Origin of the sequence: Stutzerimonas stutzeri (assembly GCF_002890895.1) — a bacterium.
Taxonomy (GTDB): Bacteria; Pseudomonadota; Gammaproteobacteria; order Pseudomonadales; family Pseudomonadaceae; genus Stutzerimonas; species Stutzerimonas stutzeri_AB.
Map to the genome: position 1 here is coordinate 405,141 of NZ_POUL01000003.1, position 26,856 is coordinate 431,996.

24 protein-coding genes and 1 tRNA gene are annotated in these 26,856 nt (G+C 59.2%); 17 read left to right on the forward strand and 8 right to left on the reverse strand.

Annotated elements, in window-relative coordinates:
* Window positions 1-156: 156 nt before the first annotated feature.
* Both CXK96_RS07585 and CXK96_RS07590 read right to left on the reverse strand, forming a co-directional pair.
* Window positions 157-729 carry a DUF488 family protein gene (locus CXK96_RS07585; RefSeq protein ID WP_102835862.1) on the reverse strand — a complete coding sequence of 191 codons (573 nt, stop codon included), beginning with the start codon at window positions 727-729 and terminating at the stop codon, window positions 157-159.
* Complete coding sequence (locus CXK96_RS07590; RefSeq protein ID WP_102835863.1) at window positions 726-941, reverse strand: DUF2945 domain-containing protein; 216 nt, start codon at window positions 939-941, stop codon at window positions 726-728. The genes CXK96_RS07585 and CXK96_RS07590 overlap by 4 nt, the downstream gene beginning before the upstream one ends.
* Before the next feature lie 517 nt (window positions 942-1,458).
* Between CXK96_RS07590 and CXK96_RS07595 the strand changes: the two genes are divergently transcribed.
* The 6 genes from CXK96_RS07595 (at window position 1,459) to CXK96_RS07620 (ending at window position 8,476) form a co-directional block, all read left to right on the forward strand.
* On the forward strand, window positions 1,459-3,273 hold the full coding sequence (locus tag CXK96_RS07595) for a glycoside hydrolase family 5 protein (RefSeq protein WP_102835864.1): 1,815 nt from the start codon (window positions 1,459-1,461) through the stop codon (window positions 3,271-3,273).
* Window positions 3,274-3,721: 448 nt separating this feature from the next.
* Window positions 3,722-4,633, forward strand: coding sequence for a hypothetical protein (locus tag CXK96_RS07600; protein WP_180981502.1), 912 nt, complete (start codon window positions 3,722-3,724; stop codon window positions 4,631-4,633).
* Window positions 4,630-5,082: a phage holin family protein gene (locus tag CXK96_RS07605; RefSeq protein ID WP_102835865.1), complete on the forward strand. Its 453-nt coding sequence runs from the start codon at window positions 4,630-4,632 to the stop codon at window positions 5,080-5,082. Before CXK96_RS07600 ends, CXK96_RS07605 begins: the two co-directional genes overlap by 4 nt.
* On the forward strand, window positions 5,079-5,903 hold the full coding sequence (locus tag CXK96_RS07610) for a DUF3618 domain-containing protein (protein ID WP_102835866.1): 825 nt from the start codon (window positions 5,079-5,081) through the stop codon (window positions 5,901-5,903). Before CXK96_RS07605 ends, CXK96_RS07610 begins: the two co-directional genes overlap by 4 nt.
* A 100-nt stretch (window positions 5,904-6,003) precedes the next feature.
* Window positions 6,004-6,079 (forward strand) — tRNA-Thr (locus CXK96_RS07615).
* 192 nt (window positions 6,080-6,271) lie between these two features.
* Entirely contained in the window at window positions 6,272-8,476 is a 2,205-nt protein-coding gene (locus CXK96_RS07620) for an OsmC domain/YcaO domain-containing protein (protein ID WP_102835867.1), read from the forward strand.
* An 81-nt stretch (window positions 8,477-8,557) separates the two neighbouring features.
* Here CXK96_RS07620 and CXK96_RS07625 read toward each other — a convergent pair whose 3' ends face one another.
* Together CXK96_RS07625 and CXK96_RS07630 are read right to left on the reverse strand one after the other, a co-directional pair.
* Complete coding sequence (locus tag CXK96_RS07625) at window positions 8,558-9,799, reverse strand: polysaccharide pyruvyl transferase family protein (RefSeq protein ID WP_102835868.1); 1,242 nt, start codon at window positions 9,797-9,799, stop codon at window positions 8,558-8,560.
* A complete protein-coding gene (locus CXK96_RS07630) occupies window positions 9,796-11,067 on the reverse strand; it encodes a polysaccharide biosynthesis C-terminal domain-containing protein (protein WP_102835869.1) in 1,272 nt (423 codons plus the stop codon). Before CXK96_RS07630 ends, CXK96_RS07625 begins: the two co-directional genes overlap by 4 nt.
* 330 nt (window positions 11,068-11,397) lie before the next feature.
* Between CXK96_RS07630 and CXK96_RS07635 the strand changes: the two genes are divergently transcribed.
* The 4 genes from CXK96_RS07635 to CXK96_RS07650 all read left to right on the forward strand — a co-directional run bounded on the left by CXK96_RS07635 (window position 11,398) and on the right by CXK96_RS07650 (window position 15,303).
* A complete protein-coding gene (locus CXK96_RS07635) occupies window positions 11,398-12,273 on the forward strand; it encodes a YihY/virulence factor BrkB family protein (RefSeq protein ID WP_102835870.1) in 876 nt (291 codons plus the stop codon).
* Window positions 12,274-12,447: 174 nt separating this feature from the next.
* Entirely contained in the window at window positions 12,448-13,563 is a 1,116-nt protein-coding gene (locus CXK96_RS07640; protein WP_102835871.1) for a glycosyltransferase family 4 protein, read from the forward strand.
* Window positions 13,556-14,320 carry a DUF2334 domain-containing protein gene (locus tag CXK96_RS07645; RefSeq protein ID WP_102835872.1) on the forward strand — a complete coding sequence of 255 codons (765 nt, stop codon included), beginning with the start codon at window positions 13,556-13,558 and terminating at the stop codon, window positions 14,318-14,320. The genes CXK96_RS07640 and CXK96_RS07645 overlap by 8 nt, the downstream gene beginning before the upstream one ends.
* Complete coding sequence (locus CXK96_RS07650; protein WP_102835873.1) at window positions 14,317-15,303, forward strand: lysylphosphatidylglycerol synthase transmembrane domain-containing protein; 987 nt, start codon at window positions 14,317-14,319, stop codon at window positions 15,301-15,303. Before CXK96_RS07645 ends, CXK96_RS07650 begins: the two co-directional genes overlap by 4 nt.
* 57 nt (window positions 15,304-15,360) lie before the next feature.
* Here the strand turns inward: CXK96_RS07650 and CXK96_RS07655 are convergent, their stop codons facing one another.
* Window positions 15,361-15,894, reverse strand: coding sequence for an ankyrin repeat domain-containing protein (locus tag CXK96_RS07655; protein WP_102835995.1), 534 nt, complete (start codon window positions 15,892-15,894; stop codon window positions 15,361-15,363).
* Window positions 15,895-16,084: 190 nt separating this feature from the next.
* Here CXK96_RS07655 and CXK96_RS07660 point away from each other — a divergent pair, with 190 nt between their 5' ends.
* Window positions 16,085-16,297: a DUF3820 family protein gene (locus CXK96_RS07660; RefSeq protein ID WP_102835996.1), complete on the forward strand. Its 213-nt coding sequence runs from the start codon at window positions 16,085-16,087 to the stop codon at window positions 16,295-16,297.
* 1 nt (window position 16,298) lies between these two features.
* On the opposite strand, the gene CXK96_RS07665 is transcribed toward CXK96_RS07660, so the two are convergent.
* Window positions 16,299-16,829, reverse strand: a complete 531-nt coding sequence (locus tag CXK96_RS07665; RefSeq protein ID WP_102835874.1) for a hypothetical protein — start codon at window positions 16,827-16,829, stop codon at window positions 16,299-16,301.
* A gap of 25 nt (window positions 16,830-16,854) precedes the next feature.
* On the opposite strand from CXK96_RS07665, the gene CXK96_RS20740 reads away from it, so the two are divergent.
* The 4 genes from CXK96_RS20740 (at window position 16,855) to CXK96_RS07680 (ending at window position 20,977) form a co-directional block, all read left to right on the forward strand.
* Window positions 16,855-16,995: a hypothetical protein gene (locus tag CXK96_RS20740; protein ID WP_180981503.1), complete on the forward strand. Its 141-nt coding sequence runs from the start codon at window positions 16,855-16,857 to the stop codon at window positions 16,993-16,995.
* Window positions 16,996-17,100: 105 nt separating this feature from the next.
* Entirely contained in the window at window positions 17,101-18,222 is a 1,122-nt protein-coding gene (locus CXK96_RS07670; RefSeq protein WP_102835875.1) for a beta-ketoacyl-ACP synthase III, read from the forward strand.
* Window positions 18,223-18,467: 245 nt separating this feature from the next.
* Entirely contained in the window at window positions 18,468-19,766 is a 1,299-nt protein-coding gene (locus CXK96_RS07675) for an OprO/OprP family phosphate-selective porin (protein ID WP_102835876.1), read from the forward strand.
* 83 nt (window positions 19,767-19,849) lie between these two features.
* Window positions 19,850-20,977: a GNAT family N-acetyltransferase gene (locus CXK96_RS07680; protein WP_102835877.1), complete on the forward strand. Its 1,128-nt coding sequence runs from the start codon at window positions 19,850-19,852 to the stop codon at window positions 20,975-20,977.
* Between the two features lies 1 nt (window position 20,978).
* Here CXK96_RS07680 and metR read toward each other — a convergent pair whose 3' ends face one another.
* Window positions 20,979-21,905 (reverse strand): transcriptional regulator MetR, encoded by a 927-nt coding sequence (gene metR, locus CXK96_RS07685; RefSeq protein ID WP_102835878.1) that lies wholly within the window; start codon window positions 21,903-21,905, stop codon window positions 20,979-20,981.
* A 390-nt stretch (window positions 21,906-22,295) separates the two neighbouring features.
* On the opposite strand from metR, the gene metE reads away from it, so the two are divergent.
* Both metE and ybaK read left to right on the forward strand, forming a co-directional pair.
* Window positions 22,296-24,596 carry a 5-methyltetrahydropteroyltriglutamate--homocysteine S-methyltransferase gene (gene metE, locus CXK96_RS07690; RefSeq protein ID WP_102835879.1) on the forward strand — a complete coding sequence of 767 codons (2,301 nt, stop codon included), beginning with the start codon at window positions 22,296-22,298 and terminating at the stop codon, window positions 24,594-24,596.
* A gap of 129 nt (window positions 24,597-24,725) precedes the next feature.
* Complete coding sequence (gene ybaK, locus CXK96_RS07695; RefSeq protein ID WP_102835880.1) at window positions 24,726-25,196, forward strand: Cys-tRNA(Pro) deacylase; 471 nt, start codon at window positions 24,726-24,728, stop codon at window positions 25,194-25,196.
* A gap of 18 nt (window positions 25,197-25,214) precedes the next feature.
* Here ybaK and mltF read toward each other — a convergent pair whose 3' ends face one another.
* Entirely contained in the window at window positions 25,215-26,675 is a 1,461-nt protein-coding gene (gene mltF, locus CXK96_RS07700) for a membrane-bound lytic murein transglycosylase MltF (RefSeq protein WP_102835881.1), read from the reverse strand.
* Between the last annotated feature and the right edge of the window lie 181 nt (window positions 26,676-26,856).

Below are 26,856 nucleotides of genomic sequence, written 5' to 3' on the forward strand. Positions count from 1 at the left end.
AAGAAAAAGTTCTGGTGAGCGAGTGCTGTTTGTAGCGGACAACCCATGCGCCTCGCCTCGCCGGTTCCGATTGTCATTTCAGCCGCTAAGCCTACTGGCGCAGCGCCGTGAAAACCGGCCAGTTATGCCGACTCGATCCCTATGTAGTCCACAAGCTCAGTCGATGCCCGGCCCCGATGTCTTAAGTGGCTGGCCAGCGCCTTCGTCGTAAACCAGCTTGCCGTTATTGAGTCTTGCTGGCGATGTATAGGGGTGCACTGTCAGACGTTGCTCGTCCTGGATGTGCAGCACTTCAACTCCGCGTAGCTTCAAGACGTCGGACACCATTGACCGGTGGCACCGCCACCAGAGTAATTCAGCACACATCATCGCCGTAGGTTGCTCGGCAGCCAGCCGTAAAAGCTGCTCTAGCCCGCTCGCAAACTCGTCGCTGTGCAGGTGTTCGGCGTAGCCGCGAAAAGAGCTGTTGCGCCAAGCGCTCGCGCTAGGACCCGGTGAAGCTCGTCGGCGACCGCCCAGCGTTTCGATCCACTCATAGGCAATCCCATTCTCGGCGAGCGTGGCTTGCAGGTTTGCCGACATGAATTGCGGAAATCGCCTGGAACCGGGGAAACGTCGAACGTCGGCTATCGCCCGTATGCCGTAGTGCTCCAGCAAGGCGACAAGGGCCGCAGGTGTGCGTGTTGAGTGGCCAATGGTCCAGATTCGGTGTGGCTGAGGTGGACTCATTTCGCCCTGCTCAGCGCGCTGCCCTTGTGCATTGCCACGTGATCGGTCTTGTCGCTTGCGATCTCGTATTGGGGTTCATCTGGGCTGGCGTGTCGCTTGTGGCCTTTGTATTCGGTATCGCTGGTGTGCACTTTTACGATACGCCCCGTTACATGCCCCGCTTCCGAATTCCAGCGGACGTGGTCGCCCACTGCAAACTGTTCTCGACTCATAGAACGCTCCTGATGCTCAAAAAGGTGGCGAGCGACGCTTTTGTTTGGGAAACGTTACTTCCTCTCTCTCTATGAGCGACCGGAAACAGGGCTTCCTTACGCCTACCGTTCGTCGGCTAGCCTGATAGCAGCTAACAGTGATGCTGATAGATAAAATCCAAAAAAATGACGCTGGTAGGACCATAAACGAAACGTGCTAAAGCGGATTAAACCCTATTTAAGATGGTGGCACTAAGCCACAAACTAATAGCGGATTAATGGCTGGTCAAAATTGTGACGTAGAGTTGGCGTTCTAAAGCCGCCAAATAAATTTTGAATCGTTTTGGAAACCTATTATAAAGACGCCACGCAACGGATTGCCGGGTTTCACTACTGGTGATCCGGCGTCGTTGCAACGCGGTTCGTCCGGTTGCGCGAGTGATGCATCTGCCCCAAGCGCCTGTACGACTTAATTACAACTCCCGCCACTTTTTTAAAGGCTTAAGCCTTTTGAAGTATTAAGTTTCGGAGAGACTGCATGTCTACCAATGTATTTATGGGCGCCCCCAAGGCACTCGTTCGTTCCATCGCGCTCGCTGCAGTATTCAGTGCTGTTACCTTCACAGGCCAAGTGGCTGCTGCAACAACAGCCAGCACGGCTACCTCGGTGGCTTTCACGTCTTCAATCAACAAGTTCACCAGTACCGATTTCCTTAACGGCGTTTGGCGTCGTACGGCAGCCTTTTCCGTCCCGGCCACCTCAGCTTCTATCGCTGCCTTCAAGCCGGGCGTTCAGCTCAAGTTTGCTGACGGCCAGGTACGTAAGATTTCCAGGGTCTATAAGGTTGGAGCCAACCTCAGCATTTATGTAGATGGCGGTCTGTTGGATGGCAACAAAGTCGGCGCGCCACGCACCGTCAGCACTGTTGCTGCAGCCGCTGCGGCGCCGAGCGCTCCAGCCCCTTCAGCTCCGGTCACAACCGCTCCGGCAGCTCCGGCAGCCCCGGCGCCTAGCAGCACCTACACCGCGTCGATGAACAGTTTCTCTAACTCCGATTGGGAGAATGGCATCTACCGCAAGGCGGCCGGCTTCTCGATCCCTGACACCGGTGCCAACAAGGCTGCGTTCAAAGTTGGCGCATCGGTTCAGTTGGCCGATGGCCAAGTCCGTAAAGTTGCGGCTGTCTATGATGTAGGCGCGCATCTTTCCGTCATGCTCAGTGGCTCGAAGCTTTCGGCGGCTAGCGTTGGCTATCCGAAAACCATTCGTGTTGTGTCCAGCAACGCTGGTACAACCACGCCACCAGCGGCCGTTACACCTGCGCCTACTCCAGCACCGGCCCCGACGCCAGCGCCGGCTCCGGCTCCGGTAGTCAGTGATGGCAGCGGTATTAATCTTGTGGGTGTTAACTTCGGCTCTGGCGTGTTCGATCCGGGCACTGTCCCCGGTATCTATAACAAGGGCTACACCTATGCAGACGAGTCCTACTACAAGCGTCACGCAGGGCTCGGCTTCAAGTTGATCCGCCTGGGCTTCCTCTGGGAGCGTATTCAGCCCAAGCTGGGCACCGAGCTGGATGCAGCTGAACTGGGTCGCATCAAGCAGTCGCTGGATTACGCGCAGAAGTACGGCATCAAGGTCGTCCTTGATATGCACAACTACTATCGCTACTACGGCAAGGTCATTAACTCGCCGGAAGTGCCGCGCGCTCAGTTCGCCGAGACCTGGCGCAAGATCGCGGTTGCGGTGTCCAAGCATCCTGCGCTGTATGGCTACGGTCTGATGAACGAGCCCTACAACACCGGTAACAACCTCTGGCCACAGACTGCACAGGCCGCAGGCCAGGCGATTCGCAAGATCGATCCGAGCAAGTGGATCATGATCGCCGGTGACCGTTACTCCAGCGCCTTCCACTGGCAGAAGTACAACACCTCGCTGATCAACGATCCGTGGATGCGTGATCCGAAGAACAACCTGGTCTATGAAGCGCATCAGTATCTGGACTTTGACTACTCGGGTACCTACACCAAGCGTGCCGAAACCTTCGCGCCGATGCTGGGTGTCGAGCGGGTCAAGCCTTGGGTCGAGTGGCTGAAGGCCAACAAGCTGCGCGGTTTCCTTGGTGAGCACGGCATTCCGGACTTCTCTCCATCTGCTGTGGTCGCGACTGACAACCTGCTGGCTTACCTGAACGCGAACTGCATCCCGAGCACCTACTGGGCAGCGGGTCCTCGCTGGGGTGAGAACATCATGGCGCTGGACGTAACGAGTGGTAAGCATCGTCCTCAGTTGGCTCCGCTGCAAAAGCACGCTGCTGCGAAGAGAACATGCTCCACCATCGGTCCGCTGTAATAGCGACTGATATAAAGAACGGGCCTTCGGGCCCGTTTTTTATTGTCTAGCGATTTGTTCTCAAGGGAATTGCGATGCAGCTCGTCGGCTGCGGTTTCGCTGTACCTAACGATAACGCGGAGTTTTCCAATCAAAGATACATACAGCGATCGCTGATACTGCCGCTTCGCTTGTTTTCTATCGCTTCGCTTTAACTCAGTGATGGTGCGGTATTGCGAGAAATGGTGGACAAAGTGCTATCACGTTGCCGTCAGTTAATCCAAGTTGCGTTGAGTTTTATTAGCTTGAGTAGGGCACTTGCCGCGGTCCTGAAAATATGGAACTCAAAAATGTACCCCCGGTCACCATATATGTGCGCACCGAAAACTACACAGTTCGCGGCCCACCGCATTTGCTGTGTTCCTACGGACCGTGGTCTTCCGGCCAAGCCATATAAAAGGTGAATCAAATGACTACACCCGACGACGAAATTACTGGTTACGGCGGCCAACCCAAGACCGGCCCCGACTCCACTACCGGCACCACCGGCTCTAGCTCCACCAGCTCGACAAGTTCGGGAATGGGGTCGAGTGGCAGTCATACATCCAGTGCATCCCAAAACACCGGCTCCGGCACGGCCAGTCATGTCACTGACGACGCGAAGGCAACAGCACGTCAGGCAGCCGACCAGGTGAAGACGCAGGGGAAATCTCAGTTGGAAGGCTATCGGGAAACCGCAGCTGATGAAATTGAGAAAGTGGCCCAGAGCGCTAAAGCTGCTGCTCAAGAGCTTGAGGGTCAGGACCGTCTTGGACTGTCCAATTATGTCTCCGACATGGCGCAAAGCATGGTGCAGTTCTCTGACAGCTTGCGCGGAAAAAACGTCGATGAGCTCTTCCAGGATGTGAATCGCATGGCGCGAAACAATCCAGCGTTGTTCATTACCGGCAGTATCGCGCTTGGCTTCGGGCTGACTCGTTTCGCTCGAGCTTCCAGCAAGCGTGCTTCTCAGGGTGATCACAGCTATCAGGGAAGTTCCAGTTCCGTTACCGGTTCCAGCAGCCATCACAGCTCCGACCAACACGAGCTGAATGATCGCCTGAGTACAGGCGAGTCAGGCTCTGTTGGCAGCGTCAGCAATGCAGGTGTTTCGTCTGCAACCAGCACCTCCCGATCGCCAACCGGCAGCTCTACGGGGCTGGGAACTGGTTCGGCAACCGGCGTAGGCACAGGCCTGGGCGCTGGTTCCAGCGGGACGGGCACCGGTACGGGTGCCAATACCAGTAGTGGGTTGGGCGTAGGGTCAAATGCTGGTTCCAACAGTACAGGCTCCACGACCAGCCGCGACGGCAAGGGTACCGACGGAGGACTTTTCCCATGAGCGAACCACGTAAGACAACGACCACAACCACGACCTCCAATGCGACTTTGGAGCCTGGCCATCGCCCAGAAAACGACACCTCAGTAGGTGGGCTGCTTCGGCAGCTGACTCATGAAGTGCCGTCCTTGATTACCAAGGAACTGGCGCTTGCAAAGGCCGAAATGAGCGAGTCGATCCGAGCAACCAAGGCGGGTGCTGGCAGCGTCGCTACCGGCGGTGCAGTGCTCCTCGGCGGATTCATCGTTTTATTGATGTCGGCTGTCTTCGCACTGAGCAACGTGGTCGAGCCTTGGCTCGCTGCGCTCATCGTCGGCGCTGTTGTGGTGGTTATCGGGATGATCATGGTCTCGTCCGGGAAGAAGAAGTTTCAGGCTTCCTCGTTCAAGCCGGAGCGCACCATTCATTCGGTCAACAAGGATAAAGAAGCTGTGAAGGGGCACACATCATGAGCACACGTAATCAGATTGATGCCGAAGCGCAGAAGGATCCAGACGAGCTTGAGCGCGAGATTGATCAAACGCGCACCGAGATCGGCAACATTGTTCACGCGCTTGAAAACAAACTGTCTCCCGGCGAGTTGATTGACACCGCCCTGGGCTATGTCAAAGGCGGCGGTGGCGAGTTCTTCGGTAACTTGAGCAATACGGTAAAGGCCAATCCGGTTCCTACTGTCCTGACCTCGATCGGACTGATCTGGATGATGGCAGGGCAGAATCGCCAGCCTCATTCCAATGTGACCACGACGGCTTACAGCTCGGGGTCGGACGGTCCTTCCATGGGCGACAAGCTTCACGCCAAAACTGCTGGTATGAAGCAACAAGGCGCCAATATGAAGGAAAAGGCCAGCCAGATGAGTCATAGCGTATCCGAGTCGCTGGGCAGTGCCCGGACGCGTGCAAGTGACTCAGGGCGCCAGGCATCGGCTCGAATTCGTGGCGGCGCGGACCGTGCGCGCGGTGGATTCAACCAGCTGCTGCAGGAGCAACCCTTGGCCCTCGGTGCGATCGGTATCGCACTTGGTGCTCTGATTGCTGCTGCGGTGCCGCCGTCCCGTCGCGAAGACGAAATGCTCGGTGAGGCCAGCGACCGCATGACCGACCAGCTTCGTCATAAGGCGGAAGAGGGTTACCAGAAGGCCTCGGCCAAAGGCGAGGAAGTCGCGAATCGTGTAAAGCACGAGGTTAGCAATAGCGACAGTAATCGCTCGACCGGTTCGACCAGTTCAACCGGCTCGACTGGTACAACTGGTAGTACCTCTACAGGTATCTAACGCAGCGCCACGCTGAATCGAAGTCGTTCGATGACAGCGCTAGTTTCGCCGGTGCGGGCTTGAGTCCGCACCGGCGAAATTCGATAATGCGCCGCTCGGCGCCGGTGTAGCTCAGTAGGTAGAGCAGCGCATTCGTAATGCGAAGGTCGGGGGTTCGACTCCTCTCACCGGCACCAATGAAATCAAGGCTCACAGCGATGTGGGCCTTTTTCATTTTCCGAAGGGCGATCGCGCAGCGCGCTACGTTGGGTGGCTGTTTCAGAGGCTGAAAAAGCGGCTGTTCACCGAGCGCCTATTGGGAAAAGGATAAGACTTCTTGTCCGGAAGCCGGATAATAGCGATCAAATGTATCGCTCTGGTAATCCCGCATGGAAATCAAGGTTAATTTTCTCGACAACCTCAGGCTCGAAGCCAAGTTTGATGATTTCACGGTGGTCGCCGATCAACCGATTCGTTACAAGGGCGATGGTTCGGCACCGGGTCCGTTCGATTATTTTCTCGCTTCATCGGCGCTATGCGCAGCGTACTTCGTGAAGTTGTATTGCCAGACCCGCAGTATTCCGACCGAGAACATTCGATTGTCGCAGAACAATATTGTCGATCCGGATAATCGCTATAACCAGATATTCAAAATTCAGGTCGAGTTGCCTGCGGATATTTCCGATAAGGACCGCCAAGGAATCCTGCGTTCAATCGAGCGCTGTACCGTGAAGAAAGTGGTGCAGACGGGGCCGGAATTCGTCATCGAAGAAGTCGAGAGCCTTGACGCCGACGCTCAGGCGCTGCTGCTACCCGGCACGGGATCAGAAACGAGCACCTATATTGCCGGCAAAGACCTGCCGCTTGAGCAAACTATCGCCAATATGTCCGGGCTATTGGCTGATCTGGGCATGAAGATCGAAATCGCTTCGTGGCGCAATATCGTTCCGAATGTGTGGTCGCTGCATATTCGTGATGCCCATTCTCCGATGTGTTTTACCAACGGGAAGGGCGCCACGAAAGAAAGTGCGTTAGCGTCGGCGCTTGGCGAATTTATCGAACGACTTAATTGCAACTTCTTTTACAACGACCAGTTCTGGGGTGAGGACATCTCCAATGCAGAATTTGTCCATTACCCCAACGAGCTTTGGTTCAAGCCTGGCCGTAAGGACGCATTGCCAAAAGAAATACTCGATGCGTACTGCCTGGACATCTATAACGCTGACGGCGATCTGCGCGGCTCGCACCTGTACGACACCAACTCTGGCAACGTGGAGCGAGGCATTTGCGCCTTGCCTTTCGTACGCCAATCGGACGGCGAAAAGGTTTATTTCCCATCCAATCTGATCGAGAACCTGTTTCTCAGCAATGGCATGAGTGCCGGCAACACGCTCGCTGAAGCCCAGGTGCAATGCCTGTCGGAAATCTTCGAGCGCGCTGTGAAACGGGAGATTCTTGAAGGGGAAATGGCGCTGCCGGACGTTCCTCAGGACGTGCTGGCTAAATTCTCTGGCATCGTGGCCGGTATTCAGGGACTTGAAGAGCAAGGCTTCCCGGTGCTGGTAAAGGATGCCTCGCTGGGTGGGCAGTTTCCGGTGATGTGCGTGACCTTGATGAACCCGCGAACCGGCGGTGTATTCGCCTCCTTCGGTGCTCACCCCAGTTTCGAAGTCGCACTGGAGCGCAGCCTTACAGAGTTGTTGCAGGGGCGCAGTTTTGAAGGCTTGAACGACTTGCCTCAACCGACCTTTGAAAGCAACGCAGTGACCGAGCCGAACAACTTCGTCGAACATTTCATCGATTCGAGCGGTGTGGTGTCGTGGCGTTTCTTCAGTTCCAAGGCGGACTTCGATTTCGTTGAATGGGACTTCACGGCCGAGGGCGACGACGCCAACGCCAAGGAGGCCGCGACCCTGTTCGGCATCCTCGAGGAGATGGGGAAAGAAGTGTACATGGCGATCTACGAGGACCTCGGCGCAAAGGCCTGCCGCATCCTCGTCCCTGGGTATTCCGAGATCTACCCGGTGGAAGATCTGATCTGGGATAACACCAACAAAGCGCTGCTGTTCCGGGCGGATATTCTGAATCTCCACAGCCTGGACGATGCCGGCCTGGAAGCACTTGTTGAGCGGCTGGAAGAAAGCGAGCTGGATGACTACACCGACATCACGACGCTGATCGGGATCGAGTTCGATGACAACACGGCCTGGGGGCAACTCACGATTCTCGAGCTGAAACTGTTGATCTGTCTTGCTCTGCAGCGCTTCGAAGACGCCAAAGAGCTGGTGGAAGCCTTCCTTCAATTTAACGACAACACCGTCGAACGTGGCTTGTTTTACCAGGCGGTGAACGCTGTATTGGAAGTGGAGCTGGATGAGGATCTGCAGCTGGATGATTTCGAAATGAACTTCCGCAGGATGTTTGGCGATATTCGGATGGACGCGGTGATCGGCTCGCTTGACGGCAGCGTGCGCTTTTTTGGCTTGACGCCTACCAGCATCAAGCTTGAAGGGCTCGATCGTCACCTGCGGCTGATCGACAGCTACAAGAAGCTCCATACGGCTCGAGGCGGGTCGCTGACCACGGCCCGCTAGTTGCGCTGTTGATCAAGCTGATGGACACAACAAAGCCCGCACTGCTGCGGGCTTTGTTGTTCAGATAACGCAGCTGATCGATCAGCTTGCAGCTACCGCTTCGGGCTTGCGCTGCTGGTTACCGCTCGTCTCACCCCGGGCGGGCGCTGCGTCATAGAGATTGACCATATGATCGAGGTTAGCCCGCACGCGGCCTTTCATGGCTTCAACGACCGCACGTAGTTCGGCCCGTTGGTTATCGCCGAAGACGTTGATCAGGTTGGTGCCGATCTGGCTGATCTGCGGGACTTCTGCAAAGCCACACGACTGCTTAGGCACCCAGGTCTCCAGAAAGCTCGACAGCTTGATTACGCGCTGCGGCAGCAATGCGATTTGCGGAACGGCGTAGGCAAGCGCGGTTATCGCACCGTGCAGGCTGGTGCCGCAATAGAGCTTGCTGGTGGCAATGCAGTGGATGATGTCATTGATGTTCCCGCTATCGACACGGTACGCGCGCTCGTCGCCGAGCAGGCTGTGCAGCTTGTCGAGAGGATCGTCATCCGAGTGGCCTGGCGCTTTGCCGATGGTCAGCAGTGCGATCTTGAGCCCGGTATTGACGTTGAGTTCGGTCAGTTGCTGAGCGATCGCCTCGATGCGCCGCTTGGCGTGGTGATCAGAGATATGGAAGACGATATGGCCGGGTTCGGTCGATTCGACGTGCTGCGGGTAAATGTCGGATATGAGGATGGCGCTGTCAGGTACCAGGTTGTGCTCGACACCGAGCTTGTCCAGTTCGGCCGATGTTTCTCGGTCGCGTACAGACACGTATGTGCAGTCCTTGAGGTTGCGCTTGATGGCGTCATGGATCAGCGGCTTCTTCCGACTGATCTCGTTGCCACCCACGCTGTTGTACATCACTTTGTAGCCGGGCAGGTCGCGCTCACCCAGGACCAGTGGGATGTCAGAAGGAATCGAGGTGAACAGACGGCTCAGGCGAATGAACGCCTTGTGGCCGATCAGATAGGGGCTGGCCTTGATCGGGTAGTAGATCGCCTGCGGCGCGAGGTAGCCGATGATGCTTTCCCATTGCGCTGTAAGGCACTCGCCGCCCGCCACGATGAGCATCGTTTTCGGCTGCGGGCGGGTGGCCTCCAGCGCTTTTTTCAGCGGAACGGTGGGCAGCGCCCCGTAGCTCGAGAGATTGGATTTCTTGGTCGCGGCAACTATTACCGAAAAGCGACCATCCGCTTCCAAGTAACGCTTGAGGACGATTGCAAAGAGCAGATCGCCATAGTTGTGCCGGTCATAGGCTCCGTAAGCAATTACGTTTATCCGGTCAGTCATGGCGTCGGACTCCTTTCGATATTCTTGAACTGCACGTAGAGCAGAGTGTTTTTGATCGCCAGCGCCACGGCGGTTGCGAAGCAGGCGCCGTTGACGCCGTAGCGCGGGATGAGGATCAGATTGAGCGCTACGTTGATCACGCAGGCTGCGATGTTGTTGTGAAGGTATCGGCGGTGATTGCCCGTCATGGTCATGAAGATGCCCAGAGGGCCTGCGGCCAGGACAAAGAAGTAACCGACAGCAAGGACCAGCAATGGATAGATGCCTTGCTCGCGGTATTCAGGGCCGAACACGGCAAGGATGTATTCGCGTAGCAGGCCGATGGCGAGCAGGATCATCAGTGCCAGCGCCAGCATGAATCGCGAATATTTGCGAACAATGGCGAATGCGCCAGCGCGGTCGTCTCGTGCCCAGCGCTTGGAGATGTCCGGGGCGATGGTGCCGTTGATGATGAACAGCAGTGTGGTCGAGAGCGCTGCAATCTTGGCGGCGATGTAATAGATGCTGACTTCGCTGGCCGAGCGCAGCACGCCGAGCAACAGCGTGTCGGACAGCTCGATGATGCTGTTCATGACGGCGATCAGCATTAGCGGTATGCAGAGAATGAGCATTTCTCGCCAGCCCAGGGCAGCCTCGGAACCTGAGCGGGGCAGGCTGGTACGGGCACGCCAGATCGACCCGAGGATGGCCAGCGTGAAGCTGAATGCGAAGCAGCCCACTACGGTCGTCAGGTCATTGCCGGTGATCGCCACCAGTACAAGCGTCAGTGCAGGCTGGAACGCCGTCTGCCAGAACAGGCCTTCGCTGGTTTTGTGCTTGGCTTTCAAGGTCTCGCTGGCGATGCTCAGCAGTGACAGGCCAAGCGCGGTGACCGCAAACAGGACGACTGCGTGGATGAAGTAGGCCTGTGTGGTTTCCGAGAAATACACCACCGCCAGGCCGATCAGAAACGCGGGTATGTTTGTCAGTGCCGCGAGGATCAAGGCGCGGTCGAAGTACCTGCGCTGCTGGCCCTCGTGCAGGGAGGAAATATTCTTCAGGCAAGCAATGTCGAGGCCCAGCCGGGCGAGCAGGGACAGGAAGATGCCCAAAGCCACGCAAAAGAACACGGTACCGGCCAGCTCTGGCACGAGAAACCGCGCCAAGAGGATATTCAGGCCGAGCGTAGCGCCGGCGCCGCTGCCTTTGGTCACTATGAGTCGAGCGTATTTGACGAGGTCGGCTTTCATTCCAGGCTGGGCTGCGTCCGTGGCATAGGCCGATTTCATTCAATGCTCCTGCGGCCGCTGATCGCGACAAAAGCCATGGCTGGCGTCCGGGTTGCTACTCCTGCCCAAGCCAAACGCGCGGATTAAGCGATTTGTACTTGGCAGCTGTGCATGCGCTTTCAGTCAGCGTTGGACCGAATTGGCGACTCCATCAAGAGCGTTGCGAGCGAAGAAAGTTCCTCTGCCACGCCTCAGTCGTGCTTAAGCCGATGGGGAGCGTACGGTTCTAGAGGGCCCTGCACTGCGTCGCCCGTCACGCGGGGCGAACTCTTGCAGTCGGGGGTCGTCCCACGATTAACGGCTTCGGCTTTAATTACAGTGAACGGGGGAATGGCAATGCTGAATACGCGTGGCGTCGGCAGCTTCGAGCTGTTGAAACGCACCTTCAAGGAGTTCAGCAACGACGACATGACCACCTACGCGTCGGCTCTGGCGTACCGTGCGATCTTTTCGCTGTTTCCCTTTTTGCTGTTTTTGATCGCCCTGCTGGGTCTGCTTGATCTGCAGGAATTTTTCACCTGGCTCCGTCAGCAGGTTTCGCTGGTGTTACCGCCCGATGCGCTGGATCTGGTCAATCCTGTGATTGACGAGATGCAACAGGAAAAAGGCGGTTTCGTTTCCTTCGGTATCCTCGTAGCGTTGTGGTCGGCCTCGGTCGGGGTTCGCTCCCTGATGAACGCCATGAACAAGGCGTATGACGTCGAAGAAGGGCGGCCGACCTGGAAGCTGATGCTGCTCTCGGTCGTATACACCATCGGTCTGGCGCTGATCCTGCTGGCTACAGCAGCACTGATGATCGTGGGCCCGCAGGTCATCGAGTGGTTGGCTGATCAGGTTGGCCTGAAGGAAATCGTTGTCACGCTATGGACCTGGCTGCGCTGGCCCGTTGTGGTGGTGCTGATGATGCTTGTGGTGGCGGTGCTCTATTACGTTACCCCCGATGTAGAGCAAGAGTTTCGCTTCATCACGCCCGGCTCGGTGGTGGCTGTAATCGTCTGGATTGCCGCCTCCATTGCCTTCGGCCTGTATGTGCAGAACTTTGGTAATTATGACGCGACCTACGGCAGTATCGGCGCTGTCATCGTGCTGTTGCTCTATTTCTACATTTCAGCGGCAGTTCTGCTCCTGGGCGCCGAGATGAACGCCGTGATCGAACATGCCTCGGCAGAGGGGAAGGACGAGGGGGACAAGCGTGTCGACGGTTAGCGGCGGATAACGCCGATGCGACGGCGAACAACTGTCAGGGGCGGTGGTCCATTGATTTCATTGCAGAATCTTTCGAGCGGTGGTCTGGCTGCGCCCCGCCAAACGGCAGCAGATTACGGCTAACGGACCCGGCTCCGAAGGTTTTGCATCGAGACTTATTGGAGACGCTCCGCTTTGCACATCGCCGACATGACCATGTTCTATGCCCCCGCCAGTGGCGGCGTTCGTACTTATCTCGAGGCCAAGCACCGCCGGCTGCAGCAGTATGCGGGAGTCCGCCACAGCATCCTCGTTCCGGGTGAGCGCTATAGCCACAGCGCCGGCATCTATCAGATACCGGCGCCTGCACTGCCTTTTGGTAGGGGGTATCGGTTTCCTGTACGGCGCGCTCCCTGGCGTAATCAACTGCGCTCCCTTCGTCCCGACGTGATCGAAGTCGGGGACCCCTATATGACTGCCTGGGCGGCTCTGGACGCCGGGCGACGCCTGGACGTGCCGGTGATCGGCTTCTACCACTCGGATCTTCCTTTGTTGGTGAGTAACCGCATCGGCGGGTGGCTGGGCACCAACTTGAATGGCTATGTGTCGCGGCTGTACAGCAGCTTCGACCGGGTGCTTGCGCCAAGCCAGGTAATGGCGCAAAAGCTGACGTCGCTCGGGGTCGAGAACGTCTATGTGCAGCCGTTGGGCGTGGATCTGGACACCTTTCGGCCAAGCCTGCGCGATCCGCAGGTGCGCCGCGAGCTGGGTCTTGCCGACGGTACTCGGTTGATGATCTTCGCTGGGCGCGGGTCGCGCGAAAAGAACCTCGGTGTTCTGCTGGAGACCGCACGGCGGCTAGGTGAGCCCTACCATCTGCTGCTGGTCGGTTCCGGCATGCCCCATCGCGTGCCGCCCAACGTGTCGGTGATCGATCGTTTTTGCCCGGCGGCGGACGTAGCGCGCTACATGGCCAGCAGTGACGTGCTGCTGCACGCCGGAAATCAGGAGACTTTCGGTCTGGTGGCGCTTGAAGCCATGGCCAGTGGGATACCGGTGATTGCGGCACGCGCCGGCGCACTACCAGAACTGGTGCCCTTCCATACCGGTCGGTTATGTCGCCCTTTGGACGCTCCAGCGATGGCGCAGACCGTCCGGGAGTTATTCGAGGACGACCCACGTCTGCTGGGGATGCAGGCCCGTCAGCATGTCGAGGCGCATCACGCATGGGATGCGGTGGTAGCCGGATTGCTGGCGCATTATCACGCCGTGTTGGGCACCGCTGAACTGCCGGTTGCCGTGCATGGCTGACCGTAGCCTGATGCTGGTGCTGCATGACGTGGCGCCCGAGACCTGGCCCGATTACCGGCCCTTCGTCGAAGCGGTCGACGCGCTGGGTCAGATACCGATCTGCTGGCTTGTGGTGCCGGATTTTCACCGTCGCAACCGGCTCGACGATCATGTTGATTTTCGACGCCTGCTGGACGGGCGGCTTGCACGTGGCGATGAGCTCATCCTGCATGGTTTCTACCACGCAGATGAAGCCCCCTCGCCACGCACGCCACGAGACTGGTTCATGCGCCGCGTCTTTACCCATGAAGGCGAGTTCTACCCGCTCAGTCGCGAGGAGTCCGCCAGGCGTTTGCAGCGCGGTATTGAGCTGTTTCAGCGCCACCAGTGGCCCCTTCATGGTTTCGTGGCACCTGCCTGGCTTTTGGGGCCGGGTGCTCGGCAAGCCTTGGCGGCAACCGGGCTGACCTATACCAGCGATCCAGGCCACTTCTACTTGCTGCCCAACTATCAATCCGTAGACGCGCCGGGGCTGGTCTGGAGCGCTCGAAGCGCTTGGCGCCGCGGGATGTCACGGCTGGTTAGCGAGCGGATGCTCAAGCGGCATCAGCAGTCGCCGGTGTTGCGGCTCGGGTTGCATCCGGTGGACATGCGGCATGGGTTCTCGCGGCAATACTGGCTGGACCTGCTGACTCGGCTTTTGGCGGACGGACACAAGCCGGTGACAAAGATTGACTGGCTTGATCGACACATACTGGCCTCGAGCGCCGCGGCATGAATCGCCGCTGGTGGTTGCTCGCTGGCGCTTTAGTGGTGGCGGCACTGGTGCCGATTCTGCTCGGCGGCAGCGGTTTGCTCGAACGGTTGCGCAGCTTTCCACCGGGGTTGCTGTTGCTGATGCTGGGCATGATCGTTGTTGGCTGGTACTTGAACGCGCTACGGCTGCGGCTGCTCGTCGGCCCTCGACGTCTGGGTCAGCACCGAGCGGTGGGCATCGTGATCGCCACGGAATTTGCCATCTGTGCCACCCCCGGCGGCGCGGGCGGCCCGTTGACCATGATGGCGTTGCTGCTGCGCCATGGCGTGCCGCCCGCCAAGGGCACCGCCACCTATGCCGTTGAGCAGCTCACCGACCTGCTGTTTTTTGCGTGTGCGCTGGTGGGTGTGCTCATCTATGCGGTCACCCATTCGCTGAATACCTATATCGCCAGTCTATTGGGCGTCAGTGCGGCGTTGCTGATCGGCCTGATGGTGCTGCTGGCGTTGCTCGGACGCTTTCACCGGCAGGTGTTTCTGCTCAATGGCTGGTTGATCAGCCGGCTCGGCGTGAAGGGCGCCCGGCAGCGCAGCTGGGCCAAGAAGGCGCTGAGTTTTCGCAATGCCGTGCTTGAGTGTTTCAGATTGCCCCTGTCGATCCTGCTAAGCGTATTCGTCCTGACGACGCTGCATTGGTTGCTGCGCTATAGCGTGCTCTATCTCACCTTGCTGGGCCTGGGCAAATCCCTGGCCTGGGCCTGGACGTTTATCTTGCAGATGCTGGCCTTGACGGCTGGGCAGCTGAGCCTGCTACCGGGCGGTGCGGGCAGCGCCGAACTCGCTTCCGCAGCCTTGCTTGCGCCGTTCGTGGGGAAGTCGACGGCCGCGGCGGCGATCCTGATCTGGCGATTTGTGACCTACTACTTCTATCTGATCGCTGGCGCGCCGCTGTTTCTGTATTTATGGCCGACTTTTCGCTGGACCAAAAGCCGGAATTTGCCATGACGTTTCTGAGCCAGCGCATTAGGGAGGGCTGCCGTCCAGAGCCTGCGCAGCTGAACCTCAGTTGCAGCCAGCGAGAGCTTCGGTTAGCAGTTCTGGAGTGTCCTGCGCACCCATGGACTGCGCAGCGGTCAGGGCCGTAACGCCGTTCATGTCGGCGCGTCTCGGGTCTGCTCCGCGCGCCAGCAGCAGCTCTACAATTTCGGCGCGATTGAACATGGCAGCCATCATCAGTGCGGTCTTGCCGTCGGGTGTCGCGCTTTCGACGTCGGCGCCGTGGTCTAGCAGCAGGCGGGTCATCTCCAGGTTGCCCTTGAAGGCGGCGCCGGCCAGCGGGCTCTGGCCCTTGTCGTTGCGCAGCTGGGGATCGCCACCGTTTTCCAGCAGCACGCGGGAGGCGTCGAGATGGCCGTGGTAGCTGGTGAGCATCAACAGACTGTCGCCGTTGTGGTTGCGAATGTTGGCCGGCAAGCCGCGACCGAGCAGGTCAGCCAGACGCTGAGTGTCGCCGGTACGGGCGCTTTCGAAAACCTGTTCAGCGAACGCGAGTGCGGCCTCGTCCAGTTCGGGCTTGGGGCTCGGTTGTTCCGTCATCTTGATCTCCTCGGCGTTATGGTTTTGGCGCAGCGGCGCGGGACGCGTCATTTCGCAAGCGATTGGCCGGTGCGGGAGGGCTGCGTTTCTATCCGACCGACAGGCCGCGCAAATGTGCGGCACGGGCCGAAAGCTGCACGGCCACAATGGCTATGGCAGTATCTGCGGCCCGTCCGCCGGTAGCGCTGCAATGAAACCTGAAGACCTGGAACGTCTGGTGACCCAGACGATGCCGTACGGCAAATACAAGGGACGGCTGATTGCGGATCTGCCGGGTAACTACCTGAATTGGTTCGCCCGGGTCGGTTTTCCGCCCGGGGATCTCGGCCAGCTGTTGGCGCTGATGCAGGAGATCGACCACAACGGCCTGTCCGGCTTGCTCGAGCCGCTGCGCCGGCGCTGAGTCAGTCTTCGCTTTCTGCTTGCCGGGCCGCAAGTGCCGGGGCTGCATAGATGCCCACCTCCACCGCCAGCGCCATGACTCGCTCGATATCGCAGGTGTAGACGAGCACCGCTTGCAGTTCGTCGTCCAGTGGCTCGCTGAAATCCACCAGCACATAGCCGCCTTTTTCCGGGTAGAGACTGCTGAGTTGGGTCTGGATACGGTTGAGTGCCTTGAGCGGCTCGGTTTTCGCCAGCTGCTTTGACTTGAGCACGAAATTCACATCCGGCCCGAATGACCCGACGATCTGCTCGAACAGCGCCTGATAATCGTCGGCCTGGAACAATACGGTGTCCGGCAGGCTGCCGACGATCATCCATTCGCCCAGCGGAATGGGAAAGTCATCGTCGTAGATGATGTCCGGGTTCGCCTGCAGAAAGGCCTGGGGATCGGCATAGGCCTGAGCCGCTTCGTCGGCGAGCCGGTTGATCTCGTCTTCGCTCATGCAGCCTGAGCTGATCAGACTTATCAGTTCGGCGAGTGGCTCTTTCATCGGGGCGCAGTCCTGGAATGAGGGCGTGCAAGAATACCCGAAAGCCTGGAGCCAGCGGGCCACGGTGGACATTGCCGCTGTGTGGCAACCCTCGCTGCACATCGTCAACCTTTGTCTGCTTTTACGCGCTGAGCTGCAGATTCTGTTCGGTTTTCGTGCACAATAGCCGCCATATAAACAGACGCGGCATGAACGATCGCATCGGCGCTGGCCGGCTTCGCTCCTGTTCCGGCGCCCGACTATGATCAGCCAATATTCGAGAGGAACGACTGTGCATAACGTCGTCATCAGCGGTACCGGCCTTTACACCCCTGCCCAGAGCATTTCCAACGACGAGCTGGTTGAGTCTTTCAACACCTACTCGCGCCGTTTCAACGATGAGAACGCCGCGGCAATCGAAGCGGGTGAAGTACAGCCGATGCCGGAATCCAGCTCGGCATTCATCGAGAAGGCGTCGGGCATCAAGAGCCGCTTCGTCACTGACAAGGCCGGCATCCTCGATGCGGATCGCATGGTTCCGCGCATTCCCGAGCGCAGCAACGACGAGTGGTCCATCCTCTGCGAGATGTCGGTCAAGGCCGCCCAGCAGGCGCTTGAGCGCGCAGGCAAAACCGCAGCCGACATTGATGGTGTGATCGTTGCCTGTTCCAACCTGCAGCGCGCCTATCCGGCCGTGGCCATCGAAGTGCAGGCTGCACTCGGTATCAAGGGGTTCGGCTTCGACATGAACGTGGCCTGTTCTTCGGCAACCTTCGGTATCCAGAATGCCGCCAACTCGGTTCAGCTGGGGCAGGCGCGCGCGGTGCTGATGGTCAACCCGGAGATCTGCACCGGGCACATGAACTTCCGTGACCGGGACAGCCATTTCATCTTCGGCGACGCCTGCACGGCCGTTATCGTCGAGCGCGCCGATCAAGCCACTTCGCAATATCAGTGGGACGTTGTCAGCACCAAGCTGGCGACCGAATACTCCAACAACATCCGCAACAACTTCGGCTTCCTCAACCGCACTGCCGAGGAATACATGACCAACCCGGACAAGCTGTTCGTTCAGGAAGGGCGCAAGGTATTCAAGGAAGTCTGCCCGATGGTGGCTGAGCTGATCGGTGAGCACCTGAAGGAAAATGAAATCGAGGTCGGCGAGGTCAAGCGCTTCTGGCTGCACCAGGCCAACCTCAACATGAACCACCTGATTGTGCGCAAGCTGCTTGGCCGCGACGCCAGCCCGGAAGAGGCGCCCGTCATTCTCGACACCTACGCCAACACCAGTTCGGCGGGTTCGGTAATCGCCTTTCACAAGCATCAGGATGACCTGCCGGCTGGCACCCTTGGCGTGCTCAGCTCGTTTGGCGCGGGCTACTCCATCGGTAGCGTGATCCTGCGCAAGCGCTGATTCACGCTAACCCCTGAAGCAAAAGGCGGACTTCGGTCCGCCTTTTTTGTACCTGCCACTTGATGGAGGGATGAGCAACCGTAGTCTCGATAAGCGGCGATAAGAACGGCGTTTTTAAGTTCCCGTTGTCATAAAACCTTTATGGAACAGCCACCTGGATGACACACGTGCTGGCCAAGATGCCGGCAACACAAAGAGCCACTAGCTGTGTGTTTTCCAACGCTAAACCAAAAGGGGAATTTTCGATGATCCGTAAGCACTTCGCCGGTTTCGCCGCCAGCGCCCTCGCTCTGGCCGTTTCCGCCCAGGCTTTCGCCGGTACCGTTACCACTGACGGCGCTGACATCGTAGTCAAGACCAAGGGTGGCCTGGAAGTCGCCACGACGGACAAGCAATTCAGCTTCAAGATCGGTGGCCGTCTGCAGGCCGACTACAGCACCTTCGACGGCTTCTACACCCAGAACGGTGACAATGCTGATGCGGCGTACTTCCGCCGCGCCTTCCTCGAAATCGGCGGTGTAGCCTTCGAGGATTGGAAATACCAGTTCAACTACGACTTCGCTCACAACGCCGGCAGCAGCGAAGACGGCTACTGGGACGAGGCGTCCATTCAGTATTCCGGCTTCAACCCGGTCAACATCAAGATGGGCCGTTTCGACCCTGACTTCGGTCTGGAAAAAGCCACCAGCTCAAAGTGGGTGACGGCGCAGGAGCGTAACGCCGCTTACGATCTGGTTGACTGGGCCAATGGTCACCAGAACGGTCTGGGTATCCAGGTAAACGGCACGGCAGGCTCGTCGCTGTACGGCTCGGTGGGCCTGCACGCCAAGGACCAGAACGACGTGGACGGTGAAAGCGTCAAGCAGGTCAACGTTCGCGGCGTGTTTGCGCCGATGCACGAGGCGGGCAATGTGCTGCACCTGGGCGTGAACTTTGCCCAGCGCAGCCTGGATGACACCGCTGTTGACGGGCGCATTCGCAGCCGCTTGGGCATGCGTGGCGTGAGCACCGCCGGTGGCAACGATGCCGGCACCAACGGCAACCGCCTGCTGTTGGGTGGCGCCAACAACGCACCGGCTGGTTCCTACGGGGACGACACCGCTTTTGGTCTGGAAGCCGCCTGGGCCATGGGCCCGCTGTCGGTACAGGGTGAGTACATCACACGCGAAATGGACTCCGATTCCGCTGCCTTTGAAGATGTGGAGGCGAAGGGTTACTACGCACAGGTCGCCTACACCCTGACCGGCGAAGCCCGCGGCTACAAGCTGGGCCGTTTCGACCAGCTGAAGCCTGCCAACAAGCAGATCGGTGCCTGGGAAGTCTTCTACCGTTACGACCACATCGAAGCTGAGGATGACAACGTCGGTCTGGTTGCAACGAACGACGTCGAAGGCAAGGTGCACAACCTGGGTTTGAACTGGTACGCCAATGACAACGTCAAGCTCAGCGGCTACTACGTCAAAGCCAAGGTCGACAATACCGAGAACGCCAACGGCGATGACGACGGTGATGGCCTGGTCTTCCGCGCTCAGTACGTGTTCTAACCGCTGATTCTCTTCTGGTGCCTGATTCAGCCTCGCTTCGGCGGGGCTTTTTTTCGTCTCGGTTACAGGCCAGACTGGCGCGCATGCCTATTCAAACCCTGTCCCGCCTTGCTGATATCGATCCCGCTCGCTGGGATGCCCTGCTTGGTAGAGATCCGCAGCCCTTCCTCCGGCATGCCTTTCTGTCCGCGTTAGAAGACAGCGGCAGTGTCGGTGGGCGCAGCGGCTGGCGTCCCATGCATCAAATACTCAGCGATGCCCAGGGTGCGTTGGTGGCCGCGCTGCCGCTCTACCGCAAGCTCCATTCCAGTGGCGAATACGTATTCGATTGGGCCTGGGCTGACGCCTGCCACCGTGCTGGAATCGACTACTACCCCAAGCTGCTCTGTGCGGTGCCCTTTTCACCGGTGACCGGCGCGCGCTTGCTGGGTAACCGTGTGGCGGGTGGTCAGTTGCTGGATCAGCTCTCCGCCGGTTTGGCCGAAGGGGGCTATTCGAGCCTGCACGTGAACTTCACCGAGCCGGATGCTGATGCGGTCTTTGATAACCGGGACGGCTGGCTTGAGCGCATCGGTTGCCAGTTTCACTGGCACAATCGCGGCTATCGGGATTTCCAGGATTTCCTCGACGGCCTCACCTCGCGCAAGCGCAAGCAGCTGCGCAAAGAGCGTGAGCAGGTGGCGGGGCAGGGGATTGAGTTCGAGTGGCGCGAGGGCCACCAGGTCAGCGAACAGGAGTGGGACTTCGTCTACGCCTGCTACGCCAATACCTACCACGTGCGTGGCCAGGCGCCGTATCTGACTCGGGAATTCTTCAGTCTGCTGGCCGAGCGGATGCCCGAGGCAATCCGCTTGGTACTTGCCCGACAGGGCGGACGACCGGTGGCCATGGCGTTCAGCCTGATCGGCGCTGGCGAGCTCTACGGTCGTTATTGGGGCAGCCTGGCGGAGTTCGATCGCCTGCACTTCGAAACCTGCTTTTACCAAGGGATCGATCAGGCGATCGCCAGCGGTTTGTCACGTTTCGATGCCGGCGCCCAGGGTGAACACAAGCTGATACGTGGTTTCGAGCCGGTGATTACCCGCTCCTGGCACTATCTGGTCCATCCGGGGTTGCGTGCTGCGGTCAGCGAGTTCCTTCAGCAGGAGCGGCTGGGCGTGATGCGCTATGCCGAGACAGCGCGCGATGCGCTGCCGTATCGGCAGGAATAATCTATTTGGTCTTCGACGCGGCGCTGACCCCTTCGAGGGTCGAGAAGGAGGTGTCCTTGGCGGTCAAAAGAAAATCGCGCATGAACGGTGAGTCCAGCATGTCAGCGCGGATGCCCGCATAAAGAGTGGCAAACAAGCCTTTTTCACCCAGGCGTTTGGCCGTGACATAACCGCGCGTGCTGTATTCATGCAATGCCCAGTTCGGCACGCAGCATACGCCGCGACCGGAGGCCACCAGCTGCATCATCATCACGGTGAGTTCGGACGTCCGCACCTGCGCCGGTTCGACGTCGGCCGGCTCGAGAAAGCGGGTGAAGATGTCCAGACGATCTCGCTCCACCGGATAAGTGATCAGGGTTTCGCTGGCCAGGTCTTCGGCGCGTACGAACGGGCGGGACGCGAGCACGTGCTGGTTGGCGACGGCGAGCAGCGCTTCGTAGGTGAACAGCGGCACATAGGTGATGCCCGGCAGGTCGACTGGATCGGACGTCACCACCAGATCCAGATCACCGCGCGCCAGGGCTGGCAGCGGCGCGAAGGAAAACCCCGAGGCCAGGTCCAGCTCGACTTCCGGCCAGGCATCGCGGAACTGGTCGATGGTTGGCATCAGCCACTGGAAGCAGCTGTGGCATTCGATTGCCATGTGCAGGCGTCCTGCGGTGCCGCCAGCCAGCCGGGCCAGGTCCCGCTCGGCACTGCGCAGCTGCGGCAGCAAGCTGTCGGCCAGCTGCAACAGACGCAACCCGGCGCTGGTGAAACGCACCGGCCGCGTCTTACGGACAAACAGCTGCAAACCCAACCGTTCCTCCAGTTCCTTGAACTGATGGGACAGCGCCGACTGGGTCAGATGCAGCCGCTCGGCGGCCTCTACCAAGCTGTCGGTTTCGCGCAGTGCATGAAGGGTCTTCAGGTGGCGGATTTCCAGCATGCTGGGGACTTCCTGCTGTTTCGTTGGCGAGCCTGGGTTTTAACTGGGCGGTGAGGACGGTTGACTTGAGCCGCTCTCATCGTGGCGGCGAAGTGTGTCCCAGCGCGCCGACTCTTGTCGAGCCGGCACGTCAATAGTTGGCGTTTGAAGGGTACGCACGAATCAGTGTGCAAAGCGGCGTCGCTATCAAACCCATCTCAAGTTCCTTTCGTTGATATTCAGGATGCCGCGACGTACCGAATGCAGAGGGCGGGTCTGTACGCCTGAAAAGAGTCGCACTAGCAAGGAACATGAAAATATCTACTGATGATCAAGAGATGCGTGAGTTTGTTTCATCGCTGTCCGGACATCACAATCCGCTCATCGAAAACGAACGAACTGGAGATCGTCATGGCTGTTGCGCATTCCCTGGGCTTCCCACGTATTGGTGCCGACCGAGAATTGAAGAAGGCGCTTGAAGCGTATTGGAAGGGTGATCTCAGCGAGGCCGAGCTGCGCCAGGTCGGCAGGGAATTGCGCGCCGCCCATTGGCAGCTGCAGGCCAATGCCGGCATCGAACTGCTACCGGCTGGCGATTTCGCCTGGTACGACCAGGTTCTGACGCACTCACTGATGTTTGGCGTTGTGCCTGAGCGCTTTCGTCCTGCCGATGGCCAGCCTACCTTGGATACCTTGTTCGCCATGGCGCGGGGTGTTACCCACGCATGCTGCGGTGGTGGCCAGGCGCAGGAGATGACCAAATGGTTCGATACCAACTATCACTATCTGGTCCCTGAATTCAGCGTCGATCAGACCTTCCAGTTGTCCTGGGAACAGCTGTTCGAAGAAGTCGAAGAGGCCAAAGCGCTGGGGCATGCGGTCAAGCCGGTGCTGATCGGGCCGCTGACGTATCTCTGGCTGGGCAAGGCCAAGGGTGAGGCGTTCGACAAGCTGGCGCTGCTCGAACGCCTGCTTCCAGTCTATGGAGAAGTGCTGGAGCGACTCGCCGCGCTGGGTGTCGAGTGGGTGCAGATCGACGAGCCTATCCTGGTGCTCGACTTGCCTCAGGACTGGAAGAACGCCTTCGAACGAGCCTACAACCAGTTGCAGCGCGCGCCGTTGAAGAAGCTGGTCGCGACCTATTTTGGTGGACTGGAGGACAACCTCGGCTTGGCCGCAGCGTTGCCGGTCGATGGCCTGCATATCGATCTGGTGCGGGCACCTGACCAGTACCCGGTCATTCTGGATCGACTGCCCGCCTACAAAATCCTGTCTCTCGGCCTAGTCAATGGACGAAACGTATGGCGTTGCGATCTGGATAAAGCCTTGAACGTGCTCCGCCACGCTGCAGAACGGCTGGGTGAGCGGCTCTGGGTCGCGCCGTCCTGCTCGCTGCTGCATGCGCCGGTGGACCTTGCGCGCGAAGACCAACTGGACGCCGAACTGAAGAGCTGGCTGGCATTCGCCGTGCAGAAATGTGCCGAGGTCGCGGTGCTGGCGCGTGCGGTCAATCAGCCTGATGACGCCCTGGTACAGTCAGCGCTGCAGCAAAGCCGCGAGGTGCAGGCGAGCCGCGCACTGTCCAGCCGGATCCATAAACCCGAGGTACAAGCGCGGTTGGCCGCGATCAAGCCCAGACACAGCCAGCGGCAGTCAGGCTTTGAAAGCCGTATCGAAAAGCAGCGCGCCCGGCTGAATCTTCCGGCATTCCCCACGACCACCATTGGCTCGTTCCCGCAAACTCCGGCGATCCGCCTGGCGCGTCAGGCCTTCAAACAGGGCAAGCTGGCGCTGACCGACTACACCGAGGCGATGCATGCCGAGATTCGCCACGCGGTCGCCGTCCAGGAGCAATTGGGACTGGACGTGCTGGTGCATGGCGAGGCCGAGCGCAACGACATGGTCGAGTACTTCGCCGAGCAACTGGATGGCTATGCCTTCACCCGTTTCGGTTGGGTGCAGAGCTACGGCTCGCGCTGCGTGAAACCAGCCGTGATCTACGGCGATCTGAGCCGCCCGACAGCGATGACGGTGGAATGGATTCGCTACGCTCAGCAGCAGACCAGCAAGGTCATGAAAGGCATGCTGACAGGCCCGGTGACCATGCTGATGTGGTCATTCACTCGCGAGGATCTCACCCGCGAGCAGCAGGCCCGGCAGCTGGCGCTGGCGATCCGTGACGAGGTCTGTGACCTGGAGGCGGCGGGCATCAAGATCGTCCAGATCGACGAAGCGGCCTTTCGCGAAGGCTTGCCGTTGCGCCGGTCCCAATGGGGGCACTACCTGGACTGGGCAGTCGATGCGTTCCGCCTGTGCGCCAGTGGGGTACGCGACGAAACCCAGATTCATACTCACATGTGCTACAGCGAGTTCAATGATGTGATCGAGGCGATCGCCGCCATGGACGCCGACGTCATCACCATCGAGACCTCGCGCTCGCAAATGGAGTTGCTGGAAGCATTTCGCGCCTTCGACTACCCCAACGACATCGGTCCCGGCGTGTACGACATCCACTCGCCACGGGTGCCAGACACAGCAGAGATGGTGCAACTGCTGCAGAAGGCCAGCGAGCGAATCCCGGCAGAGCGGCTCTGGGTCAACCCCGACTGCGGCCTGAAAACCCGCGGATGGGCGGAAACCGAAGCGGCGCTGGTCAACATGGTCGCGGCGGCTCGCCAGTTGCGGACCGCGAACCGGGCCAAGGTGGCCTGACCGCTGGTTTGAGGGTAGATCCGGTCGGCCTAACGGCCGGTAGGTGCTGCAGTAGCTTCGGCCCGCACGCTGTGCGGGCCGTTGGGTTTTGGCTAATGTAGCGGCCTTTCCTCGACGAATCCTTTTGCCATGACGCCCGCTATCGATCTGCTGAAAAAGGCCAAGGCCGAGCACCGCATCCACAGTTACGAACATGACCCGAAATCGGCATCCTACGGCCTCGAGGCCGCGGAGAAGCTCGGTCTCGAGGCGGCGAGAGTGTTCAAGACGCTGCTCGCGTGCAGCGAAAAGAACGAGCTTCTTGTCGCTGTCGTGCCGGTTGCCGGCTCGCTTGATCTCAAGGCGCTGGCGCAGGCCGCCAAGGTCAAGAAGGTCGACATGGCCGATCCTGTGGCAGCGCAACGTGCGACCGGCTATCTGGTAGGTGGCATCAGCCCGCTGGGCCAGAAGAAGCGGCTACGCACCTTCATCGACGTTTCGGCGCAAGCACAACCGAGCATCTATGTCAGCGCCGGACGGCGAGGGGTGGAGGTGGAGTTGGCGGCTGAGGTGTTGGCCGAGCACACCGCAGGCAGCTTCGCACCGATTGGAAGGGGCTGAGGGGCCGGGCCGCAAGGATCAGAGCGGCGGAAGAATCTCACCGAGATCGGTGGAGTTGATGCCCGGAACGTGGATCTCGTTGTTGACCAGTTGCTGGCCTTCCATCTGCGGCTGGGTTACCCAGGTCAGGATGTCGTAGTAGCGGCGGATGTTGGCTACGAAATGCACCGGCTCGCCACCGCGCGCGTATCCATAGCGCGTCTTGGTGTACCACTGTTTCTGTGCCAGCCTTGGCAGCATCTGTTTCACGTCGAGCCACTTGTTCGGGTCCAGACCTTCGCTTTCGGCCAGTTTGCGCGCATCTTCCAGATGACCGCCGCCGACGTTGTAAGCCGCCAGCGCGAACCAGGTGCGGTCCGGCTCCTTGATGCTGTCAGGCAGATTGGCATGAACCCGGGCGATGTATTTGCCACCGCCCTGGATGCTTTGAACCGGGTCGAGCCGATTGTTTACGCCCATGGCCTTGGCCGTGTTGAGCGTTAGCATCATCAAGCCGCGTACGCCGGTTTTCGAGGTAGCTTCGGGCTGCCAGTGAGACTCCTGATAGCCGATGGCGGCGAGCAGACGCCAGTCGACGCCATGTTCCTTGGCGGTTTCGCGAAACACCTTCTCATAGCGCGGTAGACGTTGCTGCAGGTGCTTGGCAAAGGCATAGGCGCCAACGTAGCCGAGCACGTCGACGTGACCGTAATAGCGTTCACGTAGGCGCTGCAGGGTTCCGTTCTCCTGCGCCTGGGTGAGAAACTGGTTGGCTGCTTCGAGCACGCTGTTGTCTTCGCCCTTGCCAACGATCCAAGCCAGGCTGCTCTGCTCGCCAAGATCGAAAGCTGCTCGGGCATTGGTGAAGTACACTTGATTCAGTGCCAGTTCATTGGACTCGACCAGCGTCAGGTCCACCTGGCCCTCATCGACCATGCGCAGCAGGTCGACCACTTCCACCGCATCCGATTCTTCGTAGCGCAGATCGGGAAACTCGCTCTGTAGAGCTTTGAGCTTTTCCGCCTGACTGCTGCCCTTGAGCACCAGAATACGTTTGCCAACCAGGTCTTCGGGTTGAGTCGGACGACGCTGCCCTCGGCGATAGACCACCTGAGTGGTGACGTCCAGGTAGGGTTGGGTGAAGCGCGCCAGGTCCTTGCGCCCTTCGCTGGCCACCAGCCCGGCGGCGGCCAGTGTCGGGCCGCCAGGGCGGTTTAGGCGGGTGAAGATGTCTTCGATGCTGTCGGCTGTTTCGATCTGCAGTTTGACGCCGAGATGGCTGGCAAAGCGCTTGACCAGCTCATACTCGAAACCGGCTTCGCCGTTGCGATCCTGGAAATAGGTGGACGGGCTGTTGCGGGTGATCACGCGCAGTACACCTTCCTCCTTTATTCGCTCAAGCGCGCTGGGCGGTTCAGCGCAGCTGCTGAGCATCAGGAAGAGTCCGGCCGCCAGCAACCAGGAGGCGCAGCGTTTGCGGAATGCAGTGTGGGCAAACATCGTCGCAGTATACGCAAAGGCGAACCGCCACCATATCTCGACAGGATCGACGGACTTTGCTAAGCGAAGCGACACTTCTCGAAGCTAGCGGCTTGGCTGCTGGTCGCACGCATACGCAAACTGTGTCGGAACATTGCTGCAGCGTTCAAACGCGATGAAGTCGAGACGACAAGCGGTGCGC

What these genes read in the sequence shown, in the direction of transcription:
- CXK96_RS07585 (WP_102835862.1), bottom strand. Translation starts at nt 729, where the DNA reads ATGAGTCCACCTCAGCCACACCGAATCTGGACCATTGGCCACTCAACA.
- CXK96_RS07590 (WP_102835863.1), bottom strand. Translation starts at nt 941, where the DNA reads ATGAGTCGAGAACAGTTTGCAGTGGGCGACCACGTCCGCTGGAATTCG.
- CXK96_RS07595 (WP_102835864.1), top strand. Translation starts at nt 1,459, where the DNA reads ATGTCTACCAATGTATTTATGGGCGCCCCCAAGGCACTCGTTCGTTCC.
- CXK96_RS07600 (WP_180981502.1), top strand. Translation starts at nt 3,722, where the DNA reads ATGACTACACCCGACGACGAAATTACTGGTTACGGCGGCCAACCCAAG.
- CXK96_RS07605 (WP_102835865.1), top strand. Translation starts at nt 4,630, where the DNA reads ATGAGCGAACCACGTAAGACAACGACCACAACCACGACCTCCAATGCG.
- CXK96_RS07610 (WP_102835866.1), top strand. Translation starts at nt 5,079, where the DNA reads ATGAGCACACGTAATCAGATTGATGCCGAAGCGCAGAAGGATCCAGAC.
- CXK96_RS07620 (WP_102835867.1), top strand. Translation starts at nt 6,272, where the DNA reads ATGGAAATCAAGGTTAATTTTCTCGACAACCTCAGGCTCGAAGCCAAG.
- CXK96_RS07625 (WP_102835868.1), bottom strand. Translation starts at nt 9,799, where the DNA reads ATGACTGACCGGATAAACGTAATTGCTTACGGAGCCTATGACCGGCAC.
- CXK96_RS07630 (WP_102835869.1), bottom strand. Translation starts at nt 11,067, where the DNA reads ATGAAATCGGCCTATGCCACGGACGCAGCCCAGCCTGGAATGAAAGCC.
- CXK96_RS07635 (WP_102835870.1), top strand. Translation starts at nt 11,398, where the DNA reads ATGGCAATGCTGAATACGCGTGGCGTCGGCAGCTTCGAGCTGTTGAAA.
- CXK96_RS07645 (WP_102835872.1), top strand. Translation starts at nt 13,556, where the DNA reads ATGGCTGACCGTAGCCTGATGCTGGTGCTGCATGACGTGGCGCCCGAG.
- CXK96_RS07650 (WP_102835873.1), top strand. Translation starts at nt 14,317, where the DNA reads ATGAATCGCCGCTGGTGGTTGCTCGCTGGCGCTTTAGTGGTGGCGGCA.
- CXK96_RS07655 (WP_102835995.1), bottom strand. Translation starts at nt 15,894, where the DNA reads ATGACGGAACAACCGAGCCCCAAGCCCGAACTGGACGAGGCCGCACTC.
- CXK96_RS07660 (WP_102835996.1), top strand. Translation starts at nt 16,085, where the DNA reads ATGAAACCTGAAGACCTGGAACGTCTGGTGACCCAGACGATGCCGTAC.
- CXK96_RS07665 (WP_102835874.1), bottom strand. Translation starts at nt 16,829, where the DNA reads ATGAAAGAGCCACTCGCCGAACTGATAAGTCTGATCAGCTCAGGCTGC.
- CXK96_RS07675 (WP_102835876.1), top strand. Translation starts at nt 18,468, where the DNA reads ATGATCCGTAAGCACTTCGCCGGTTTCGCCGCCAGCGCCCTCGCTCTG.
- CXK96_RS07680 (WP_102835877.1), top strand. Translation starts at nt 19,850, where the DNA reads ATGCCTATTCAAACCCTGTCCCGCCTTGCTGATATCGATCCCGCTCGC.
- metR (WP_102835878.1), bottom strand. Translation starts at nt 21,905, where the DNA reads ATGCTGGAAATCCGCCACCTGAAGACCCTTCATGCACTGCGCGAAACC.
- metE (WP_102835879.1), top strand. Translation starts at nt 22,296, where the DNA reads ATGGCTGTTGCGCATTCCCTGGGCTTCCCACGTATTGGTGCCGACCGA.
- ybaK (WP_102835880.1), top strand. Translation starts at nt 24,726, where the DNA reads ATGACGCCCGCTATCGATCTGCTGAAAAAGGCCAAGGCCGAGCACCGC.
- mltF (WP_102835881.1), bottom strand. Translation starts at nt 26,675, where the DNA reads ATGTTTGCCCACACTGCATTCCGCAAACGCTGCGCCTCCTGGTTGCTG.